The 20,815-nt window shown below is 69.7% G+C and carries 22 protein-coding genes and 1 riboswitch; of the genes, 10 read left to right on the top strand and 12 right to left on the bottom strand.

The genetic code is table 11. From position 1 onward, the window contains the following. Positions 1 to 52: 52 nt before the first annotated feature. Complete coding sequence (locus OHT21_RS34995; RefSeq protein WP_328772263.1) at positions 53 to 610, bottom strand: SAV_6107 family HEPN domain-containing protein; 558 nt, start codon at positions 608 to 610, stop codon at positions 53 to 55. Positions 611 to 797: 187 nt separating this feature from the next. Between OHT21_RS34995 and OHT21_RS34990 the strand changes: the two genes are divergently transcribed. Both OHT21_RS34990 and OHT21_RS34985 read left to right on the top strand, forming a co-directional pair. Next, the gene (locus OHT21_RS34990; RefSeq protein WP_328772262.1) at positions 798 to 1,427 is read left to right on the top strand and encodes a TetR/AcrR family transcriptional regulator; all 630 of its coding nucleotides are present in this window, start codon (positions 798 to 800) and stop codon (positions 1,425 to 1,427) included. A gap of 484 nt (positions 1,428 to 1,911) precedes the next feature. After that, the gene (locus OHT21_RS34985; RefSeq protein WP_328772261.1) at positions 1,912 to 3,429 is read left to right on the top strand and encodes a phytoene desaturase family protein; all 1,518 of its coding nucleotides are present in this window, start codon (positions 1,912 to 1,914) and stop codon (positions 3,427 to 3,429) included. 62 nt (positions 3,430 to 3,491) lie between these two features. Here OHT21_RS34985 and OHT21_RS34980 read toward each other — a convergent pair whose 3' ends face one another. From OHT21_RS34980 to OHT21_RS34955, 6 genes are all read right to left on the bottom strand, one after another. After that, complete coding sequence (locus OHT21_RS34980; RefSeq protein ID WP_328772260.1) at positions 3,492 to 4,448, bottom strand: SCO2102 family sporulation regulator; 957 nt, start codon at positions 4,446 to 4,448, stop codon at positions 3,492 to 3,494. 56 nt (positions 4,449 to 4,504) lie between these two features. Further along, entirely contained in the window at positions 4,505 to 5,428 is a 924-nt protein-coding gene (gene metF / locus OHT21_RS34975; protein WP_328772259.1) for a methylenetetrahydrofolate reductase [NAD(P)H], read from the bottom strand. Between the two features lie 99 nt (positions 5,429 to 5,527). Next, positions 5,528 to 6,178 (bottom strand): thiamine phosphate synthase, encoded by a 651-nt coding sequence (gene thiE / locus OHT21_RS34970; RefSeq protein ID WP_328772258.1) that lies wholly within the window; start codon positions 6,176 to 6,178, stop codon positions 5,528 to 5,530. A gap of 78 nt (positions 6,179 to 6,256) precedes the next feature. Then, positions 6,257 to 6,622 (bottom strand): Rv2175c family DNA-binding protein, encoded by a 366-nt coding sequence (locus OHT21_RS34965; protein ID WP_328772257.1) that lies wholly within the window; start codon positions 6,620 to 6,622, stop codon positions 6,257 to 6,259. Between the two features lie 114 nt (positions 6,623 to 6,736). After that, complete coding sequence (locus tag OHT21_RS34960) at positions 6,737 to 7,975, bottom strand: NAD(P)/FAD-dependent oxidoreductase (protein WP_328772256.1); 1,239 nt, start codon at positions 7,973 to 7,975, stop codon at positions 6,737 to 6,739. Positions 7,976 to 8,063: 88 nt separating this feature from the next. After that, a complete protein-coding gene (locus tag OHT21_RS34955) occupies positions 8,064 to 8,411 on the bottom strand; it encodes a hypothetical protein (RefSeq protein WP_328772255.1) in 348 nt (115 codons plus the stop codon). Positions 8,412 to 8,463: 52 nt separating this feature from the next. Next, positions 8,464 to 8,577: riboswitch (TPP riboswitch) on the top strand. Between OHT21_RS34955 and thiO the strand changes: the two genes are divergently transcribed. From thiO to OHT21_RS34930, 5 genes are all read left to right on the top strand, one after another. Continuing rightward, entirely contained in the window at positions 8,575 to 9,780 is a 1,206-nt protein-coding gene (gene thiO, locus OHT21_RS34950) for a glycine oxidase ThiO (protein WP_328772254.1), read from the top strand. Its footprint overlaps the riboswitch before it by 3 nt. 26 nt (positions 9,781 to 9,806) lie before the next feature. Beyond that, positions 9,807 to 10,007 (top strand): sulfur carrier protein ThiS, encoded by a 201-nt coding sequence (gene thiS, locus OHT21_RS34945; RefSeq protein ID WP_328774342.1) that lies wholly within the window; start codon positions 9,807 to 9,809, stop codon positions 10,005 to 10,007. A 3-nt stretch (positions 10,008 to 10,010) separates the two neighbouring features. Further along, positions 10,011 to 10,805, top strand: a complete 795-nt coding sequence (locus OHT21_RS34940; RefSeq protein WP_328772253.1) for a thiazole synthase — start codon at positions 10,011 to 10,013, stop codon at positions 10,803 to 10,805. A gap of 431 nt (positions 10,806 to 11,236) precedes the next feature. Beyond that, complete coding sequence (gene pknB, locus OHT21_RS34935; protein WP_328772252.1) at positions 11,237 to 13,177, top strand: Stk1 family PASTA domain-containing Ser/Thr kinase; 1,941 nt, start codon at positions 11,237 to 11,239, stop codon at positions 13,175 to 13,177. Between the two features lie 68 nt (positions 13,178 to 13,245). Continuing rightward, positions 13,246 to 14,115 (top strand): deoxyribonuclease IV, encoded by an 870-nt coding sequence (locus OHT21_RS34930; RefSeq protein ID WP_328772251.1) that lies wholly within the window; start codon positions 13,246 to 13,248, stop codon positions 14,113 to 14,115. Between the two features lie 15 nt (positions 14,116 to 14,130). Here OHT21_RS34930 and OHT21_RS34925 read toward each other — a convergent pair whose 3' ends face one another. Both OHT21_RS34925 and OHT21_RS34920 read right to left on the bottom strand, forming a co-directional pair. Beyond that, positions 14,131 to 14,406 (bottom strand): hypothetical protein, encoded by a 276-nt coding sequence (locus tag OHT21_RS34925; protein WP_328772250.1) that lies wholly within the window; start codon positions 14,404 to 14,406, stop codon positions 14,131 to 14,133. An 82-nt stretch (positions 14,407 to 14,488) separates the two neighbouring features. Continuing rightward, positions 14,489 to 15,121, bottom strand: coding sequence for a sulfite oxidase-like oxidoreductase (locus OHT21_RS34920; protein WP_328772249.1), 633 nt, complete (start codon positions 15,119 to 15,121; stop codon positions 14,489 to 14,491). Positions 15,122 to 15,275: 154 nt separating this feature from the next. Here OHT21_RS34920 and bfr point away from each other — a divergent pair, with 154 nt between their 5' ends. Beyond that, positions 15,276 to 15,755, top strand: coding sequence for a bacterioferritin (bfr, locus tag OHT21_RS34915; protein ID WP_328772248.1), 480 nt, complete (start codon positions 15,276 to 15,278; stop codon positions 15,753 to 15,755). Positions 15,756 to 15,783: 28 nt separating this feature from the next. On the opposite strand, the gene OHT21_RS34910 is transcribed toward bfr, so the two are convergent. Further along, positions 15,784 to 16,023 carry a (2Fe-2S)-binding protein gene (locus OHT21_RS34910; protein ID WP_328772247.1) on the bottom strand — a complete coding sequence of 80 codons (240 nt, stop codon included), beginning with the start codon at positions 16,021 to 16,023 and terminating at the stop codon, positions 15,784 to 15,786. A 173-nt stretch (positions 16,024 to 16,196) separates the two neighbouring features. After that, positions 16,197 to 17,552, bottom strand: coding sequence for a class II 3-deoxy-7-phosphoheptulonate synthase (locus OHT21_RS34905; protein ID WP_328772246.1), 1,356 nt, complete (start codon positions 17,550 to 17,552; stop codon positions 16,197 to 16,199). A gap of 100 nt (positions 17,553 to 17,652) precedes the next feature. On the opposite strand from OHT21_RS34905, the gene OHT21_RS44845 reads away from it, so the two are divergent. Together OHT21_RS44845 and OHT21_RS34900 are read left to right on the top strand one after the other, a co-directional pair. Then, a complete protein-coding gene (locus tag OHT21_RS44845; protein ID WP_393414635.1) occupies positions 17,653 to 17,751 on the top strand; it encodes a trp operon leader peptide in 99 nt (32 codons plus the stop codon). 123 nt (positions 17,752 to 17,874) lie between these two features. Next, complete coding sequence (locus OHT21_RS34900; protein ID WP_328772245.1) at positions 17,875 to 19,755, top strand: anthranilate synthase family protein; 1,881 nt, start codon at positions 17,875 to 17,877, stop codon at positions 19,753 to 19,755. A gap of 25 nt (positions 19,756 to 19,780) precedes the next feature. Here the strand turns inward: OHT21_RS34900 and OHT21_RS34895 are convergent, their stop codons facing one another. Then, positions 19,781 to 20,809: a 6-phosphofructokinase gene (locus OHT21_RS34895; RefSeq protein ID WP_328772244.1), complete on the bottom strand. Its 1,029-nt coding sequence runs from the start codon at positions 20,807 to 20,809 to the stop codon at positions 19,781 to 19,783. Positions 20,810 to 20,815 lie beyond the last annotated feature (6 nt).

Genomic DNA, 20,815 nt, shown 5'->3' with positions numbered 1-20,815 from the left:
ACCGAGTCCGCCCCCGGGGGACGCGACCTCTCTCATCGCGCTTCTGTGTCGTTCATCCCGCATCCGGTACCTCCGGTACGTCTGGTTCTTCCTGGTCGGCGTCCTGCCGGGGCTGGGGCAGTACAGGCTGCAGGACGAGCATGCGCTCGACGAGGCGCAGGAACATCGCCACGTCACGCAGCAGGTCGTCGGCGTCGCGGCTGCTGGCCGCGCCCTGTATGCCTGCCTCCGCGCGGGCGCGGCGGCTGGCTCCGGAGGCGAACAGCGCGCTCCACTCGGTGAGTTCGGGCGCGATCTCGGGGAGCACTTCCCAGGCGCTCCGGATCTTCGCCCGGCGCCTCGGACTGGACTCAGGGCGGCCCCGGGCGGCGAGCACGGCGGCGGCGGTGCGCAGGGCCGCGAGGTGGGCCGTCGCGTAGCGCTCGTTGGGCGTTTCCAGTAGGGCCGCCTCGTCGAGTCCGGCGCGGGCCTGCGCGAGCAGGTCGAGCGCGGCGGGCGGGGCCGTGGCCCGGCGGAGCACGGGGTGTACGTCGCTCGCCGGTCCGGTCAGTGAGGGGGCAGGGCCGGTGGCGCGGCGCCGACGGGCGGCGGCTGCGTGGTAGCTGGCCATGACGAACCTCCTGTCGTCTGTGTGACGGCAACGGCATGTCAGGTGATGCCGTATGTGCCCATCGTGAGGTATGCCACTGACAACGCGTTCTGACCTGGGCTTTTGATTCGATCTAGCGTTCGGGACAGTGATCGAGGGGCCGCCGGACGCGGGGCGTACGGGAGCTCAGCCTGTGAGAATCAGGGCCATGGAAAGCAGCAAGGCCATGGGCAGCGGCAGCGGCCGGAGACAGCTGACCCGACAGAAGCTCTACGAGGCCGCCGTGACGCTCATCGCCGAGCAGGGCTTCTCGGCCACCACCGTGGACGAGATCGCCGAGCGCGCCGGGGTCGCGAAGGGCACCGTCTACTACAACTTCGCGAGCAAATCTGTCCTCTTCGAAGAGCTGCTCCGGCACGGCGTGAGACTCCTCACCGCCTCTCTCCGGGAGGCGGCCGAGAAGACCGCTCAGGAGGGCGGCAGCAAGGTCGACGCCCTGGACGCGATGATCCGGGCGGGGCTCGTGTTCATCGACCGCTATCCGGCCTTCACGCAGCTGTACGTGGCGGAGCTGTGGCGTACGAACCGGGCCTGGCAGTCCACGCTGATGGTGGTCAGGCAGGAGGCCGTCGCGGTGGTCGAGGGAGTTCTGCGCGACGCCGTCGCGAACGGCGAGCTGAGCGACGAGATCGACATCCCGCTCACGGCGGCGGCCCTGGTGGGCATGGTCCTGGTGGCCGCCCTGGACTGGCAGGCCTTCCAGCCGGAGCGCTCCCTGGACGACGTCCACGCGGCACTGTCGCGGCTGCTTCAGGGACGGGTGAGCGGCAACCGCTGAAGCACCCGGGGACACAGGGGGCCAAAAAGCGAGCGCCGGTCCGAGGTGGCCGCGTCCCCCGCGGGCCACGCCGGACCGGCGCCCTTCTTGCTCCCCCGTTACTTCCCCCGTTTCGGTCTCCCCCCGGTTCCCCCGTGCCTCGCTCCCGCCCCACTTCTCGGCGGAAGGAGCGGCCAAGGGCGCTGCACCGTTCCGCCGCCCCGTGTCGGCGGTGCCGGAGCCGCGCCCCTTTCCGTGCCCCCACTCTCTCGTTCGCGCAGGTCGGGCCCCATCCGCGCGCGTACTCATCTCTCTGACTAGGTACGGCTACTCAGTCCTGCGCACTCAGGCCCAGAACGCACCGTTGCCTACTGGTTACGAACGCCTCCGTGCCGCTACTCCCGCGCCGCTCTCCTGGGCCGGAATCCGGGACCCACGCGCGCGAGGCGGTGGCAAGCCGATGGTGGCGGCGGCGTTGTCAGTGGCGGCCGATACAGTCCCTGGCATGGCACGAATTGCGGTGATCGGCGCCGGGATGGGCGCGCTGGCGGCCGCCGCCCGGCTGGCCGTCGCGGGCCACCGGGTGGTGGTGTACGAGCGCGCGGCGACGTACGGCGGGTCGGTGGGCATCCTTGAGCGCGACGGCTTCGTCTTCGACATAGGCCCGGGCCTGCTGCCTCTGCCCGCGGTCTACCGCGATCTGTTCGTCAAGACCGGCAAGGAACCCCTGGAGAAGTGCGTCGACCTGGTCCAGGTGGACCCGGCCTCGCACCACCTCTTCGCGGACGGCACGGAGGTCTCGCTGCCGAACGCCTCGCGCGCGGGAGTCGTCTCAGCCCTGGAAGCGGCCCTCGGTGCGGGCGCGGGAGAGCGCTGGGGCAAGCTTTTGGTACGGGCGCGCGAGGCCTGGGACCGTACGCGCCGACCGCTGCTCGAAGAGCCCCTGTGGCCCAACTGGCAGATTCTCGCCGAGCGTGAGCCCTATCCGCCGGTCAAGCAGCGGCGTCTGCTGCGTACCCGGACAGCGACGACTCTCGCGGAGGTCGGCGCCTGGGAGCTGGGTGACGCGCGACTCGCGGCCCTCTTGGAGAGCCACGCCCTCGCCTACGGCCTCGACCCGCGCGTCGCTCCGGCCGCCGCGACCGTGCTGCCGTACATGGAGCATGCCTTCGGGACGTGGTACGTGCGCGGTGGGATACGGGAGTTGGCGCGGGCCGTGTACGAGCGTTGCCTGGCCCGGCGGGTCGAGTTCCACTTCGATACGGCCGTCGAGCGGATCGTCGAGAAGGACGGCCGTGCAGCGGGCCTGGAGCTGGCCGACGGCGCCCTCCAGGAGGCGGACTTCGTGGTCGCAGGCGTGGCGCCCGGAGTGCTGGACCGGCTGACCTCCGGGATCGCGATACACGGCGACAGCGAGGTTCCGCCGCAACGGGGGCTGCCGAGCCGCCTGACGGTTCATCTGGCGCTGCGCGGCGGGCGGCCGGAGGGGATGGCTCATCGGACGGTCGTGCACGCGGCGGATCGCGAGGCGGAGCTGCACGCGTTGTTCGGCGACCGACCCGGACGTACGGCTGCTACGGGTGCCGGAGTCCCGGCCGCGCCCACGGTGACCGTGCTGCGTCCCAGCGATCCCACGCTGGTGCCGGACGACGACCACGAGGCGGTCACACTGCGCGTCACGGTGCCGTCAGGCCTGGAGCCAACCGAGGTAGACGTCCAAGGCGTTCTCACCACCGCCGAGCGCGCGATACCCGGCCTGCGCGAGCGCCTCCTCTGGCACGAGGTCCGTACGCCGGCTGACATCGCGGAGGCGACGGGCGCGGACGACGGCGCCGTACCGGCCCCGACCCTGGCCGCCGCGGGCGGACGGCTGCTGCACCCGTCCAACAGCACCCGTCTGCCGGGCCTGTTCACGGTCGGCGGCTGGGCCCACCCCGGCGGCGGACTGCCGCACGCGGGCATGTCGGGCGCGCTGGTCGCGGGACTGATCGTGGAGGGACCGGACTTCCAGGGCTCTCAGTGAGGGCCTAACAGGTCCCGAAAGAATCCGAACGGATCCTGCCGCGCTGCCAGAACCGATACTGCTCAGAACCGGTACTGCTCGTCGTACCCGTTGCCGGTGCCGTTGCCGTTCGCGTTCCCGTTGCCCTCGTACGGATACTGCTGCTGCTCCGGCGGGAGTTCACCGCCGTACGTGTCGTCGGAGCGCTGCTGCGGGACCCAGACGCCGCCAGCCGGGGTCTCGCCGCCGTAGCCACCGCCCGCGTACTGGTCCTGGGCGTATTCCTGCTGCCCGTACTGCGGCTGTTGCGAGGCGTCGTAGGGCGAGTCGTACGAGGCGCCCCCGTACGTCTGCGAGCCGAGGTACGGGTCGGAGTAGGCGGCGTACTGCTGCTGGCCGGTGTCGTAGCCGTACTGCTGCTGGTCGTAGCCGGAGTAGCCGTCGTACCCGTAGTTCTGGCCGGCGAAGTCCTGGGACTGGGTGGATGCCGCGTACGCCGGGTCGGTGGCGGCGGCGTAGGCGGTGTCGCTGTAGACGCCGTAGTTGCCCGTGTCGTCGGGCAGGGGCTGCGGTTCGTAGACAGAGGTGGTCTCGGCGGCTGTTTCGGCGTGCTGCCCGAAGCTGTCGGAGCGCTGCCCGAAGACGGACTCCTCGCGGCCGTAAAGGTCGTCGCCCGGGCCGAAGTTGTCCCGTGGACGCATTCCGTTGTCGGCCGCCTGGAGGTCGGAGACCTCGAGCGTCGGGTCGCGGTCCGGCTCGCCACGGCGGCGCTTGTTGGCGCCCGGGCGGCCGACGACGGCCCAGCCGGCCGCGAAGCCACGGCGGAAGGACAGCGTGACGTAGGTCTGCCCGACGGCGAACGCGGCGGCGCCCAGGCCGATGACCGGCACGGACGGGATGAGCACGCCGATCACCACGCCGAGGAAACCCGCGAAGGCCAGCAGCCGCCAGCGGAGCCGTGCCTTGTACTGCAGCAGGACCTCGCCGAGCAGCCACAGCGCGACGATGCCGAACGCGATATAGAGGACCGTCCAGCCCATGTACGCCCCTCTCCCAGTGGCCGTTACGCAGTGTGTCGTACGAGGATGCGTCCGGTCTAGGCCTGCTGTGGGTGGTGCAGTCCCAGATTCTCGTAGATTTCCAATGTCGCGGTGGAGTTGTTCAACGTGATGAAGTGCAGTCCGGGGACTCCCTCGGCCAGCAGCCTCGCGCAGAACTCCGTAGCGAACTCGATTCCAATGGAGCGTACAGCCGCCGGATCGTCCTTGGCTGTGAGGATCCTGTCTTTCAGGGCGTCCGGGAACGAGGCGTTGCTCAGCTTGGGGAGCCGCTCCAGCATCTTCACGCTGGTCACGGGCATGATTTCGGGGATGACCGGGGTCTCGCAGCCGGCCGCGTCGACTCGGTCACGCAGCCGCAGGTACGACTCCGGGTGGAAGAACATCTGCGTGATCGCGTAGTCGGCACCGGCCCGGCATTTGTCGACGAAGTGCGCGACGTCCATGTCCCAGTCGGCGGAGCGCGGATGCATCTCCGGGAAGGCCGCGACGCCCACGCAGAAGTCGCCCGACTCCTTGATGAGTCGGACGAGCTCGGCTGCGTAGGTCAGGCCCTGGGGATGCGGGATCCAGTCGCCCATGGGGTCGCCGGGCGGGTCGCCGCGCACGGCGAGCATGTTCCGGATCCCGGCGTCCGCGTACTGGCCGATGATGTTGCGCAGTTCGGCGATGGAGTGGTTCACCGCGGTGAGGTGGGCGACCGGGGTGAGCGTCGTGTCCGCGACGATCTGCTCGGTCTCCTTCACCGTGCCGGCGCGGGTCGAGCCGCCCGCGCCGTAGGTCACGGAGACGAAGTCGGGGGCGACGGCCTCGACGCGGCGGAGCGCGTTCCACAGATTCCGCTCGCCCTTCGGGGTCTTCGGCGCCGAGAACTCGAAGGAGTACGTCGTCTTGCCGGTGGCGAGCATGTCACGCACAGTGCGTGCGCGGTCAGTCCTGGTGGACGCAGATCCGAGGGCCATACCCGCAGGTTAGTCAGGGGCTGGCGGTCCCCCAACCAGACGATGAAAATTGCCCGGTTTGTCGGTCAATTGTCCATGCCTCGGACAACTATCGGACAACTAACCGTGACGCAATCGTTTCGAGAACTCCCTAGCCGCCGCACCCGGATCATCGGCTTCCGTGATCGCCCGTACGACGACGACGCGGCGGGCGCCCGCTTCGAGGACCTCGTCGAGGTTGCCGAGGTCGATGCCGCCGATGGCGAACCAAGGGCGGTCGGTGCCGAGCGCCGCCGTGTACCGGACAAGGCCCAGGCCCGGTGCGTGGCGGCCCGGCTTGGTGGGTGTCGGCCAGCAGGGGCCCGTACAGAAGTAGTCCACGCCGTCCTGGACGGCGGCGGCTGCGGCCTCCGGCCCGGCGTGTGTGGAGCGGCCGATGAGGATCTTGTCGCCGAGGACCGCGCGGGCGGCGGGTACGGGCAGGTCGCCCTGTCCCAGGTGCAGCACGTCGGCGTCCGCCGCGTGGGCGACGTCCGCGCGGTCGTTCACCGCGAGCAGCTTGCCGTGCCGTGCGCAGGCCTCGGCGAACACCTGGAGGTGCTCCAGCTCCTCGGCGGCCTCCATGCCCTTGTCGCGCAGCTGCACTATGTCGACGCCGCCCGCGAGGACTGCGTCCAGGAACTCGGCGAGGTCGCCCTGGCGTTTCCGGGCGTCCGTGCAGAGGTAGACGCGGGCGTCGGCGAGCCGCGCGCGTGCGGTGGCTTCGGGCATGCGGAAATCCCCCGTTGTCGGTGGCGTACGGACCCTGCCGTGCAGGGCACGGCCCGTACGCCGGACGGTGTGTTCAGGTCAGACGGCGAGCGCCTGGGCTCGGCGCTTCACCTCCGTACCGCGGTTCTCGCTGAGGGCCTGCGCGGGGGTGCCGGGCAGGCTCGGGTCCGGGGTGAAGAGCCACTCCAGCATCTCTTCGTCCGTGAAGCCGTCGTCCCTCAGGAGCGTCAGGGTGCCGGTCAGGCCCTTGACGACCTTGTCCCCGTCGATGAAGGCGGCGGGAACGTGCAGCGCTCGGTTCTCACCACGGCGTACGGCGATGAGCTGGCCTTCCTTGACCAGCTGCCGCACACGGGTCACCTCGACGCCGAGCTGTTCGGCGATGTCGGGGAGGGTGAGCCAGGCGGGGACGAGAGCATCGATTTTTGCGTCAATCTCGGTCACGGGATTAAGCGTGCCATCCCGGACTGACAGTCGGAAGTCGTGGCCGCCCAGCCTGGGCCGTTCGCTGGACCCCACAGCGTGCGCCGCCCGGTGCGTTGGCCGGACTCGGGCGGTCTACGCGGTCGCCGATTTCGCCGATTTCAGCGGCCGGGACGGGTCCGACAGCAGCTCAGGATTCATCAGGACTCCGGCCTCGATCAGCTTGCGTCCCTGCGCCAGGTCCCGGGGCCGTCCCACCGCGAGCACGGCGACCAGCCGGTTCTCCCGGAGCCAGCACACCGACCAGGCCGGGCCCGTCGGGTCGCCGCGCCAGATCGTGGCGTCCGCGCGCGCGTGGTGGCCCGCGTACTGGACGAAGCGGCCGAACTGCTCGGACCAGAAGTACGGCACGGGGTCGTAGGCGGCGGGCGTCTCGCCGATGATGTTCGCCGCGACCGTACGGGGCCCCTGGAGGGCGTTGTCCCAGTGGTGCACCAGGAGACGCTCGCCGTACCTGCGGGAGGGGAAGGAGGCGCAGTCGCCGACCGCGTACACATCCGGGGCGGAGGTGCGCAGATGGTCGTCCGCGACCACCTCACGATGGGCGCCGAGTTCGATCCCGGACCCGGTCAGCCAGGCGGTGGCGGGCCGCGCCCCGATACCCACGACGACGGCGCCCGCCGGCAGCCGTGAACCGTCGTCCAGTACGACCGCGCCGGGTTCGACGTGCTCCACGCGCGCGTGGGTACGCAGCGAGGCGCCGCTGTCCGCGTACCAGGCGGCCATCGGGGCGGCCACCTCGGCGGGCAGCGCGCCGGCCAGTGGCCGGTCGGCGGCCTCGACGACGGTCACCGCGCATCCGGCCTCGCGCGCCGCCGTGGCGAACTCTGCGCCGATCCAGCCCGCGCCGACGACCACGATGTCGTGCTGCCGGGCGAGCACGGGCCGCAGCCGCTCGGCATCGTCCAGGGTGCGCAACAGATGCACTCCGGGTACGCCCTCCGCGCCCGGCAGCCGCATGGGTTCCGCGCCCGTCGCGATGACCAGGACGTCGTACGGAACGGGGCCCGCGGCCGTGTCGAGTCCGTGCTCGAGGGGGCGCACACCGGTTACCTCGAGCCCCAGGCGCAGCTCGATACCCAGGGCCTCGAAGTCGACGTCGAAGGCGGAGCCCTCGGCCGTGCCGAGCAGGATGGCCTTGGAGAGCGGTGGGCGGTCGTACGGCTGGTGCGGCTCCGCGCCGATCAGCGTCACGGTGCCGGTGAAACCCTGTTCCCGCAGGGCGACCGCGGTCTGCACGCCGGCCATGCCCGCGCCGGCGATCACGACACGTCGTCGCGCCGTCCGGCTCCGTTCCCGCGTCTGCTCGTTCACCCGATCACCATAGTCAACTGACGTTCCGTCAGTCAGCGGGAGCGATCAGTGACGTCCTGCACAGCCGTCATGCCGTCCCGCGCAGCCGTCAGCGGTCGTCGGCGAGCTGCTCCACCACGCTCGTCCCGCTGCCTTCCTGCGACTCCCACTCCCAGGTCTCCTCCAGGCGTACGCGCCCGTCGGCGAGCTCGACCACCTGGGACACACAGTGCCCCGAGGAGGTGCTGCCGTCCCGCTTCAGCTGCACGTACCGGAAGTCGAGGCGGTCACCTTCACGCGTACCCACGAGGTGGCCTCGTACGACGTCGCCGCCCTCGTACTCGGCCCAGATCTCGCCGTCCTTCTCGTGGTACGTGAAGCGGGTGCGCGTACCGACCTGACCTGGAGCTTGGTCCGCGACCGGGGCGAGAACGAGACCGTCGAGCGAACCTGCCATGAGGTACGGCTCCCTTACTGAGCTATGACACGAAGAGTTAGGGTGGCCAACGTAGAGCACTCGCGGGAGTCCGGACGCACCGGGCTGAGAGGGAGGCTGGGACGGCCTCCGACCGTACGAACCTGATCCGGGTCATGCCGGCGAAGGGAGGGGCTGGACGCCCATGTCGCGTACATCGTTCGCACCGCACGCGTCGTCGAGCACATCCGACACATCTGCCACATCTGACGTCCTGGTCGTCGGGGGCGGAATCATCGGCCTGGTGACCGCCTGGCGGGCCGCGCAGCGCGGCTTCACCACCGCACTCGTAGACCCCGAACCCGGCGGCGGAGCGGCACAGGTGGCCGCCGGAATGCTGGCCGCCGTCACCGAGCTCCACTACGGCGAGCAGACCCTGCTCGGCCTCAATCTGGCGTCCGCCCGGCGCTATCCGGAGTTCGCCGCCGAGCTCACCGAGGCAACGGGCCTGGACCTCGGCTATCGCCAGTGCGGTGCGCTCGCCGTCGCGCTGGACGCCGACGACCGCGCCCATCTGCGCGAACTGCACGCGCTGCAAGTCCAGTCGGGCCTTGATTCCGAGTGGCTGAGCGGGCGCGAGTGTCGGCGCCTGGAGCCGATGCTCGCGCCGGGCGTGCGCGGAGGGCTCAGGGTCGACGGCGACCACCAGATCGATCCACGGCGGCTCGCCAAGGCGCTGGTCGCGGCGTGCGAGCGGGCCGGAGTGGTCTTCCACCGGGTCTGGGCGGAACGGCTCCGGGTCGCAGGTGACCGGGCCACCGGGGTCGTCACCACCGACGGGACCGAGTTGGCCGCGGGCCAGGTCGTCCTCGCCGGGGGCAGCCTCAGCGGGCGGCTCGCGGGCGTTCCCGACGCCGTGCTGCCGCCCGTACGGCCGGTGAAGGGCCAGGTGCTGCGGCTGACCGTGCCGAAGCGGTACGCGCCCTTCCTGAGCCGCACCGTGCGGGCCGTCGTCCGGGGCAGCCATGTGTACCTGGTGCCGCGTGAGAGCGGTGAGCTGGTCGTCGGCGCGACGAGTGAGGAACTGGGCTGGGACACCACGGTGACCGCGGGCGGCGTGTACGAACTGCTGCGCGACGCCCATGAGTTGGTGCCCGGCATCACCGAACTCCCGCTCAACGAGACCCGCGCGGGACTGCGCCCCGGTTCCCCCGACAACGCGCCCCTGCTCGGCCCGACGGAGCTGGACGGCCTGCTCCTGGCCACCGGTCACTACCGCAACGGCGTTCTGCTCACCCCCGTCACGGGCGACGCCATGGCGCACCTGCTGACCACCGGTGAACTCCCGGAAGAGGCCCGGGCGTTCACGCCCAAGCGCTTCAGTACGGCCCGCACGGAGCAGCCCGTATGAACGCCTTCGTCAGGAACGTCATCGTCATGAACGTGTTCGTCAACGGTGAGCGGCAGGAGATCGCCGCCGGCACCGCCCTCGACGCACTGGTCGCCACCCTCACCAAGGCGCCCTCCGGAGTCGCCGCCGCGCTCAACGAAACCGTCGTCCCGCGCGCGCAGTGGCCGGACACACGCCTCTCCGAGGGAGACCGCATCGAAGTCCTCACCGCCGTCCAAGGAGGCTGAGCCATGGCCGACGATCCGTTCCTCATCGGCGGTGCGTCCTTCACGTCCCGCCTCATCATGGGCACCGGTGGGGCACCCAGCCTCGATGTGCTGGAGCGCTCGCTTGTCGCGTCCGGCACGGAGTTGACGACGGTGGCCATGCGGCGCGTAAACGCTTCCGTGCAGGGGTCGGTGCTGTCTGTGCTTGAGCGGCTGGGGATTCGGGTGCTGCCGAACACGGCGGGGTGTTACACCGCCGGGGAGGCTGTGCTGACCGCCCGGCTTGCTCGGGAAGCGCTGGGTACCTCGCTGGTGAAGCTCGAGGTCATCGCTGATGAGCGGACCTTGCTGCCGGATCCGATCGAGTTGCTCGACGCGGCGGAGACTCTCGTGGATGACGGGTTCACTGTGTTGCCCTACACGAACGATGATCCCGTTCTGGCGCGGAAGCTGGAGGATGTGGGGTGTGCGGCGATCATGCCGCTCGGGTCGCCTATCGGGTCGGGGCTGGGGATTCGGAATCCGCACAACTTTCAGTTGATCGTGGAGCACGCGCGCGTGCCGGTCATTTTGGATGCGGGGGCCGGTACGGCGTCCGATGCCGCGTTGGCCATGGAGTTGGGGTGTGCGGGGGTGATGCTCGCTTCTGCCGTTACTCGGGCTCAGGAACCGGTGCTTATGGCTGAGGCCATGAAGCACGCGGTGGAGGCGGGGCGGTTGGCTCGGCTCGCCGGCCGCATTCCTCGCCGCCACTTCGCCTCGGCGTCGTCTCCTGCGGAGGGCTTGGCTCGGCTGGATCCGGAGCGGCCGGCGTTTTGAGCGGGCGGGGGTTTCTTTCCCCAAGCCCGCCCCTTCCCGAAACTGTGGGCTGCGCCCCAGGCCCCGCCGCTGCCTCCGGCGGGTGGGGGCGGGCATGCCGGGCGCGGGGTGGAGGGTGGGGCGCCTACCGGGCGGGGGGGTTGAGTTCGTGGGCGACTGCGGGCCCGCCGTGGCTTGTCGCGCAGTTCCCCGCGCCCCTTTGGGGCGCTGTCGCGTCCACGCTGCGGAGCCGCATATCGACACAGCCCCGTGCCTTACGGGCGTGATCCAGCCACCAGCCCTCGAGGCGGCGCTCCCCCTCGCGCTGTTGATCCCGGTGTGCCCTGTGGTACCGGTGTGACCTGCGATCTCGTCACAGCTCGGCTGCAGTCCGGACCCGAATCTTCACCGATCACGCGGCGTTGACAGTGTCGGCTCGTACACTCACCTGCGTGGATACGACCCTTCAGGACCCGTTGGTCGGTCAGGTGCTCGACGGCCGGTACCGCATCGACGCGCGCATCGCGGTCGGTGGGATGGCCACGGTCTATCGGGCCGTGGACACCCGCCTGGACCGCGTGCTCGCGCTCAAGGTGATGCATCCCGGGCTGGCCGCGGACGCCACGTTCGTGGAGCGGTTCATCCGCGAGGCCAAGTCGGTGGCCAGACTCGCGCACCCCAATGTGGTGCAGGTTTTCGACCAGGGGACCGACGGGCCGTACGTCTACCTGGCCATGGAGTATGTCGCCGGGTGCACGCTGAGGGACGTACTGCACGAGCGCGGGGCCCTGCAGCCGCGGGCGGCGCTCGACATCCTGGAGCCGGTGCTCGCCGCGCTCGGCGGGGCGCACCGCGCCGGGTTCGTGCACCGTGACATGAAGCCGGAGAACGTCCTGATAGGGGACGACGGCCGGGTCAAGGTGGCCGATTTCGGTCTCGTACGAGCCGTTGACACGGTCACCAACACGACGGGGTCCGTGCTCGGCACAGTGTCGTATCTGGCCCCGGAGCAGATAGAACACGGCACGGCCGATCCACGCGTCGACGTGTACGCCTGCGGAATCGTCCTCTACGAAATGCTGACCGGCGACCGGCCGCACCTCGCGGACTCGCCCGCCGCGGTGCTCTACAAGCACCTCCACGAGGACGTACCGCCGCCGTCGGCGGAAGTGCCGGGCCTGGCCTACGAGCTCGACGAACTGGTCGCGTCGGCGACCGCCCGCCGCGCAGACGTACGTCCGCACGACGCCGTGGCCCTGCTCGCTCAGGTCCGCGACGCGCGCGGCAGGCTGACCGCCGAGCAGCTGGACGCGGTGCCTCCGCAGGCGCTCACCGAGGACCACGACATCGGCGAGGACCGTACGAGCGTGATCCCGCGTGCGCTGTCCATGCCACGGCCGCTTCCGGTGAACGAGGACGGCGGCGATCGCGGGGTCCAGCACACGAGCGTCCTTCAGGCCCCGCCTCCCGACGTCCCCTCGCGTCGCCGTGCCCGTGCCCCGTTCCCGCGGCGCGGTGTGTTCGCGATCGTCGGGGCCGTGCTGCTGGTTCTCGGGCTCGGTGCGGGTGTCTGGTACATCAACTCCGGCCAGTTCACGAAGGTCCCGCCGCTGCTCGCGATGACGGAGGCGAAGGCCAAGGACCGGCTCGCAAGCGCCGGGCTCGATGTGGGGCCGGTTGAGCGTGAGTACAGCGACACCGTCGAGCGCGGCACGGTCATCAGCAGCGACCCCAAGGCGGGCGCCCGGATCCGTGACAACGACCCGGTGTCGCTGACGATCTCCAGGGGCCCGAAGAACGTACGGGTGCCGGACGTGGAGGGCTACGCGCTGGACAAGGCCAGGGAGCGACTGAAGGAGCAGGGTCTGAAGGCGGGCATGATCACCACGGCCTTCAGCGACGAGGTCACCTTCGGCTTTGTGATCAGTACGGAGCCGGGTGCGGGCACCACGCGCCGCGCGGGCTCCGCCATCGCGCTCACCGTCAGCAAGGGCAGCCCGGTGGATGTGCCGGATGTCACGGGCGACGAGCTCGCCGACGCGCGGCAGGAGCTCGAGGACGCGGGCCTGAAGGTCGAGATCGCCCCCCAGCAGATCAACTCCGAGTTCGAGGCGGGCCTGGTCGCCCGGCAGTCGCCGTCCCCGGAACGGCAGTTGGGCGAGGGCGACACCGTCACGCTGACGATCTCCAAGGGCCCCAAGCAGATCGAGGTCCCGGACGTGGTGGGCGACAAGGTCGACGACGCCAGGCGGGAGCTGGAGGGCGCCGGCTTCAAGGTCAAGGAGGACGGGGGCTTCCTCGGGCTCTTCGGTGGGGACACGGTCAAGGGCCAGTCGGTGACCGGTGGCGAGACGGCACCGGAGGGCTCAGAGATCACCATCGAGATCGAGTGACGGGGGTCGGCCAGGGCTGATCGGCATCCGCCGACGGGGTGCGCGGGACCCCATGGCACCCTGAACGGGTGAGCACTCCGCAGTCCCGCAACCCCGTCGGCAGCCATGTCCCCGTGGCCGGCGGTCTCGCCTCCGTAGGCCTGTCGTACGCGCGTGATCTGGGCGCCGAGACCGTCCAGGTCTTCGTCGCCAACCCGCGCGGCTGGGCGACTCCGCCGGGGAATCCGCGGCAGGACGAGGAGTTCCGTGCGGCCTGTGCGGCGGGGTCGATCCCCGCGTACGTCCACGCGCCCTATCTGATCAACCTCGGCTCGCACACCGAAGCGACCCTGGAGCGGTCCGTGGAGTCGCTGCGGCACTCACTGCGGCGCGGGCGCGCGATCGGGGCGCGGGGAGTCGTCGTCCACACCGGTTCGGCGACCGGCGGCCGGACGCGGGCGGTCGCGCTGCAGCAGGTACGAGAGCATCTGCTGCCGCTCCTCGACGAGCTGACCCACGACGACGACCCCGACCTGCTCATCGAGTCGACCGCTGGCCAGGGCGCGTCCCTCTGCTCCCGGACCTGGGACTTCGGCCCGTACTTCGAAGCACTCGACGCCCACCCGAAGCTCGGCGTCTGCCTGGACACCTGCCACATCTTCGCCGCAGGCCACGACCTCACCGGCCCCACCGGCACACACCAGACCCTCGACCTACTGGTCGACACAATCGGCGAGGGCCGCCTGAAACTGATCCACGCCAACGACTCCCAGGCCGTGGTCGGCGCCCACAAGGACCGCCACGCGAATATCGGCGCCGGCCACATCGGCGAGGACCCCTTCCGCGCCCTGATGACCCACCCCGCCACCGCCGACGTACCCCTGATCATCGAGACGCCCGGCGGCAAGGAAGGCCACGCGGCGGACGTGGAGCGGCTCAAAAAACTCCGGGACGGCTGAGGGCTACGCGCCGGGTCAGTCCTCCGTCTCGAAGAGCACGTGTGACGTGTCGACGAGGTGGACCACTAGCACGATCAGCAGACCGTCACTGATGACGTACTCGATCGCCATGGAGTGAGTCAGCGCGAGCGACCGGGTGTTCTCGTCCCCCGAGATGGCCGCGGAGATCTTGGTTCGCGGATCCTTGGCCACTATGGCCAGACCGCGCTGGAGTACCTCAAGGCGGTCCTCCGGCAGGCTGTCACGGACCCGCGCCGCAGCCTCCGAGAAGATCACGTTGAACACGGCCATGGAGGGCTCCCTGCACAGTTGTCGTGGTACCGGCCATGAGCCTACCGCCGCGGCCAGAACGACAGCACTCGCCTGCGGGAGCTCAGAGCTCAGGCCCGTCCCCCGGCTCCTCCTGGTACGAGTAGCGCTGTTCGCGCCAGGGGTCGCCGATGTTGTGGTAGCCGCGTTCTTCCCAGAAGCCGCGGCGGTCGGCTGTCATGTATTCGATGCCGCGGACCCACTTGGGGCCCTTCCAGGCGTACAGGTGGGGTACCACCAGGCGTAGTGGGAAGCCGTGTTCCGCGGTGAGGAGTTCGCCGTCCTTGTGGGTGGCGAAGATCGTGCGCTCGGCGGCGAAGTCGGTGAGGCGGAGGTTCGAGCTGAAGCCGTATTCCGCCCAGACCATGACATGCGTGACGGTGGCTGCGGGCGGGGCGATTTCCAGGAGCGTACGGGCCGGGACGCCGCCCCATTCGGCTCCGAGCATGCTGAACTTCGTCACGCAGTGCAGGTCGGCCACGACGGTGGTATACGGCAGGGCCGAGAATTCCTCGTGGTTCCAGCAGTGCTTCTCGCCATCGGCGGTGGCGCCGAAGACCCTGAACTCCCAGCGTTCGGGCCGGAACTTGGGGACGGGCCCGTAGTGCGTAACCGGCCAGCCACGCTGCAGTCGCTGCCCCGGCGGAAGCTCCGACTGCGCCGCATCTCCAGATTCTCGCTCCACCGGCTGACCCATGCCTCCATCCTGACAGACCGGAGTCGGTGCAGATGACCAGGCCTGTCCCGATTCGGGCATCTGCTACTAAGCCTGCACTTACTGGACGGCCTCAGATGCCGGTGGAATCATGCGGCGCATCCTGCCTGTTACCCGCGTGGAAGGAGCCTCTGCAATGCAGGGCGACCCCGAGGTCCTCGAATTCCTCAACGAGCAGTTGACCGCCGAACTCACCGCGATCAACCAGTACTTCCTGCACGCGAAAATGCAGGAGAACTTCGGCTGGACAAAGCTCGCGAAATACACACGGGCCGAGTCCTTCGACGAGATGAAGCACGCAGAGGTGCTCACCGACCGGATCCTCTTCCTGGAGGGCCTGCCGAACTACCAGCGACTCTTCCACGTGCGCGTCGGACAGACGGTCACCGAGATGTTCAAGGCCGACCGGCAGGTCGAAGTCGAGGCGATCGACCGCCTCAGGCGCGGCATCGAGGTGATGCGGAACAAGGGCGACATCACCTCGGCCAACATCTTCGAGTCGATCCTCAAGGACGAGGAGCATCACATCGACTACCTGGACACCCAGCTGGAACTGGTGGAGAAACTCGGCGAGGCCCTCTACATCGCCCAGCTCATCGAACAGCCGGACAGCTGAGCAGCCGCCCACCTACGCGGCTTCACGCCTACGCGGCTTCGTCCAGCTCCGACACCCCGGCGAGCGCGGACCGCGCCTGATCGGCGACCTCACCGCGGGACGCGGCCCGGCCCAACAGTGCCTGAATGCGTCGTACGCAGGACCCGCAGTCGGTGCCCGCCTTGCAGGCCGACGCGATCTGGCGAGGCGTGCAAGCACCGGCTTCCGCATGCTGCCTCACCTGCGCCTCGGTGACACCGAAGCAGTTGCAGACGTACACGCGGTTCACCACCCGACGGGAGAAAAGCGGGACAGACAGGTCGCGCCATCCCGACTTATCGGCAGATTTATCGGTGAGGCAAACCTAACCTTACCCGTCAGTGGTGCATCGTAAAAGTGGGATGGGGCGTGGATCGTATGTGATCCACGCCCCATCGCATGCCCTGTGCACCCACCGGAGGGCTACTGGTCGCGGTACATCTCCGCCACCAGGAACGCCAGATCCAGGGACTGGCTGCGGTTCAGCCGCGGGTCGCAGGCCGTCTCGTAACGCTGGTGCAGATCGTCGACGAAGATCTCGTCGCCGCCGCCCACGCACTCGGTGACATCGTCACCGGTCAGCTCGACATGGATGCCGCCCGGGTGCGTGCCCAGCTCCTTGTGGACCTCGAAGAAGCCCTTGACCTCGTCGAGTACGTCGTCGAAGCGGCGGGTCTTGTGCCCGGACGCCGCCTCGAAGGTGTTGCCGTGCATCGGGTCGGTCACCCAGGCCACGGTCGCGCCCGAGGCGGTGACCTTCTCCACCAGCTCGGGCAGCTTGTCGCGGACCTTGTCGGCGCCCATCCGGACGACGAAGGTCAGCCGGCCCGGCTCACGCTCCGGGTCGAGACGCTCGATGTACTGCAGCGCGTCCTCGGCCGTCGTCGTCGGGCCCAGCTTGATGCCGAGCGGGTTGCGGATCTTCGAGGCGAACTCGATGTGCGCGCCGTCCAGCTGACGGGTGCGCTCACCGATCCACACCATGTGCCCGGAGACGTCGTACAACTGCCCCGTACGGGAATCAACCCTGGTCAGCGCCGATTCGTAGTCGAGCAGCAGCGCCTCGTGGGAGGAGTAGAACTCGACCGTCTTGAACTCCTCCGGGTCGGCCCCGCAGGCGTGCATGAAGTTCAGCGCCTGGTCGATCTCGCGCGCGAGCTGCTCGTAGCGCTGCCCGGAGGGGGACGACTTCACGAAGTCCTGGTTCCAGGCGTGCACCTGACGCAGGTCGGCGTAGCCGCCCGTGGTGAAGGCGCGCACCAGGTTCAGCGTGGAGGCGGAGGCGTGGTACATCCGCTTCAAGCGCTCGGGGTCCGGGATGCGGGCCGCCTCGGTGAACTCGAAGCCGTTGACGGAGTCGCCGCGGTACGTCGGCAGGGTCACGCCGTCGCGGGTCTCGGTCGGCTTGGAGCGCGGCTTGGAGTACTGGCCGGCGATCCGGCCCACCTTCACGACCGGCACGGAGGCCGCGTACGTGAGGACGGCGCCCATCTGCAGCAACGTCTTCAACTTGGCGCGGATCTGCTCGGCGCCCACGGCGTCGAAGCTCTCCGCGCAGTCGCCGCCCTGCAGGAGGAACGCCTCGCCCTTGGCGACGGCCCCCATCCGGGCGCGCAGCTGGTCGCACTCGCCCGCGAAGACGAGGGGCGGATAGCTCGCCAGCTCGGCGATCACTTCGCGCAGGGCCTCGGCATCGGGGTAGTCGGGCTGCTGCGCCGCGGGCAGGTCTCGCCAGGTCGCTTGCGCAGCGACGGCTTGGGTATCAGCGTTCACGGTCACCCACTAAACATTACGGGGTCGTGTCGAGCGATTTTCGTCCGGTTCGACTGGTGAGACAAAGCCTGGAGGCAGTGAACCGCCCCCGCGACCGGGCCCCGGCATGGGCTCCGTATGGGATAAGGTGCCGCACATGTTCGCGCACTCGACCAAAACCCAGAACCAGAACTGGTGGTGGACCGCTCACCCGGCGGCCCACTGACTGCGCGTACGCAAGACTTCGCGAAGGCCGCCCGAGGGGCGGCCTTCAGTGTTTTCACGACCAGGGCCGTTCCTCCCGATCAATCGGCATCGATCACCGACGATCACGACGGAAGAGGAACTCATGCACCTGACCCGGCTCCTGCACGACGACCGCCCGTTCGCCCTGCTGCGCCGCCGTACCCCCGGACACGACCACGACACCGTAGAAGTCCTGCTCGGCCCGGTCGCCACGTACGACCGTCTCGCCGACATTCCCGACGAGGGCCTGGCCCTCATCCCCTTCCGGCAGATCCGCGAGCGCGGCTTCGACGTCCGCGACGACGGTACGCCGCTCTCGGTGCTGACCCCCGAGGAGACGTACGAACTCCCCCTGGACCAGGCCCTGTCGCAGCTGCCCGCGCACGACGTGAACGTGACGGGCGGTGGCTTCGACGTCGACGACGAGGAGTACGCGGAGATCGTCGGGCGCGTGCTGCGGGAGGAGATCGGGCAGGGCGAGGGCGCGAACTTCGTGATCCGGCGTACGTACGAGGGGGAGATCCCCTGCTTCGGCAGAGCGGACGCGCTCGCGCTGTTCCGGCGGCTGCTCGTCGGGGAGCGGGGGGCGTACTGGACCTTCGTGGTGCACACCGGAGAGCGGACGCTTGTCGGGGCGAGTCCCGAGGTGCACGTCCGCATGGCGGGCGGGACGGTGGTCATGAACCCGATCAGCGGGACGTATCGCTATCCGGCCGAAGGACCGACTCCCGAGGATCTGCTGGACTTCCTCGCCGACGGCAAGGAGATCGAGGAGCTGTCGATGGTCGTCGACGAGGAGCTCAAGATGATGTGCACGGTCGGCGACATGGGCGGGGTCGTCATCGGGCCGCGGCTGAAGGAGATGGCCCATCTCGCGCACACGGAGTACGAGTTGCGGGGGCGGTCGTCGCTCGATGTGCGCGACGTCCTGCGCGAGACGATGTTCGCGGCGACCGTCACCGGGTCGCCGGTGCAGAACGCCTGCCGGGTGATCGAGCGGCACGAGGTGGGTGGCCGCGGGTACTACGCCGGGGCGCTGGCGCTCGTCGGCCGGGACTCCGGCGGTGCCCAGACGCTCGACTCCCCCATTCTGATCCGTACGGCCGACATCGACGCCGACGGAAAGCTGCGGGTGCCGGTCGGTGCCACGCTCGTCCGTGGCTCCGATCCGGCGAGCGAGGTCGCCGAGACGCATGCGAAGGCGGCGGGGGTGCTGGCCGCTCTGGGGGTACGGCCCGGAAGGCGGGCCGAGGAGCGCGTACGGCCCCGGCTGGCCGACGATCCGCGGGTGCGGGCCGCGCTCGACGGGCGGCGGTCCTCGCTGGCGCCGTTCTGGCTGCGGATGCAGGAGCGTTCGGCCGAATTGGAGGGCCATGCGCTGGTGGTCGACGGGGAGGACACTTTCACGGCGATGCTCGCGCATCTGCTGCGTTCGTCGGGTCTCGAGGTGTCCGTGCGGCGGTACGACGAGCCGGGGCTGCGGGAGGCGGTTCTGGCGCATGAGGGGCCGCTGGTGCTTGGTCCCGGTCCGGGCGATCCCTCGGACACGGCCGATCCCAAGATGGCGTTCCTGCGCGGGCTCACCACCGAGGTGATCGGCGGTCACCGGCACCGTGTGCTCGGTGTCTGCCTCGGGCACGAGCTGATCGCGGCGGAGCTGGGCCTGGAGATCGTACGGAAGGAAGTCCCGTACCAGGGTGCGCAGACGGAGATCGACCTCTTCGGGCGGACGGAGACCGTCGGCTTCTACAACAGCTTCGTGGCGCGCTGCGACGACGAGAGCGCGGCGGAGCTGGCGGCGCAGGGTGTCGAGGTCAGCCGGAGTGACAGCGGGGAGGTGCACGGGCTGCGTGGGCCCGGGTTCGCGGGGGTGCAGTTCCATCCGGAGTCGGTGCTGAGCCTCAACGGCACCGCTGTCGTACGGGAGTTGATCGGTCAGCTGCGGGGCACCGGCACGGTCTCCGAGCGGCGCCCCGCCGTGTAGGTCGCGTACGGGGTGTCGGGCGGCCTCAGCCGAAGAACACGCCGACCTCCTCGTACAGCTTCGGGTCCACGGTCTTCAGCCGGGCCGTGGCCTCAGCGATCGGGACGCGCACGATGTCGGTACCGCGCAGGGCGACCATCTTGCCGAAGTCGCCCTCGCGGACCGCGTCGATGGCGTGCAGGCCGAAGCGGGTGGCGAGCCAGCGGTCGAAGGCGCTGGGGGTGCCGCCGCGCTGCACATGGCCGAGGACGGTCGTACGGGCCTCCTTGCCGGTGCGCTTCTCGATCTCCTTGGAGAGCCATTCGCCGACGCCGGAGAGCCGGACGTGCCCGAACTCGTCCAGAGAACCGTCCTTGAGCACCATGTCGCCGTCCTTGGGCTTCGCTCCCTCGGAGACGACGACGATCGGGGCGTACGAGGCCTTGAAGCGGGAGGTGACCCAGGCGCAGACCTGGTCGACGTCGAAGGGCTGCTCGGGGATGAGGATGACGTTGGCGCCGCCGGCCAGTCCGGAGTGGATGGCGATCCAGCCCGCGTGCCGGCCCATGACCTCGACGACGAGGACACGCATATGTGACTCGGCGGTGGTGTGGAGGCGGTCGATGGCCTCCGTGGCGATGTTGACGGCCGTGTCGAAGCCGAAGGTGTAGTCGGTGGCCGAGAGGTCGTTGTCGATGGTCTTGGGTACGCCTACGCAGGGGACGCCGTAGTCGTCGGAGAGGCTCGCGGCGACGCCGAGGGTGTCCTCTCCGCCGATCGCGATCAGGGCGTCGACCTCGTCCTTTTCGAGGTTCTCCTTGATCCGGCGGATGCCGCCGTCCACCTTGAGGGGGTTGGTGCGCGAGGAGCCGAGGATGGTGCCGCCACGCGGCAGGATGCCGCGTACGGCGGGGATGTCGAGCTGGGTGGTGTCGCCCTCCAGCGGACCGCGCCAGCCGTCCCGGTAGCCGGTGAAGTCGTAGCCGTACTCCTGCACGCCCTTGCGGACGATGCCTCGGATGACGGCGTTGAGTCCGGGGCAGTCGCCGCCTCCGGTCAGTACTCCGACCCGCATTGGAAA

The sequence above is a fragment of the Streptomyces sp. NBC_00286 genome (assembly GCF_036173125.1).
Taxonomy (GTDB): domain Bacteria; phylum Actinomycetota; class Actinomycetes; order Streptomycetales; family Streptomycetaceae; genus Streptomyces.
The sequence above is the reverse complement of the archived record's forward strand: the minus strand, read 5'-3'. Positions and strand labels throughout refer to the sequence as shown.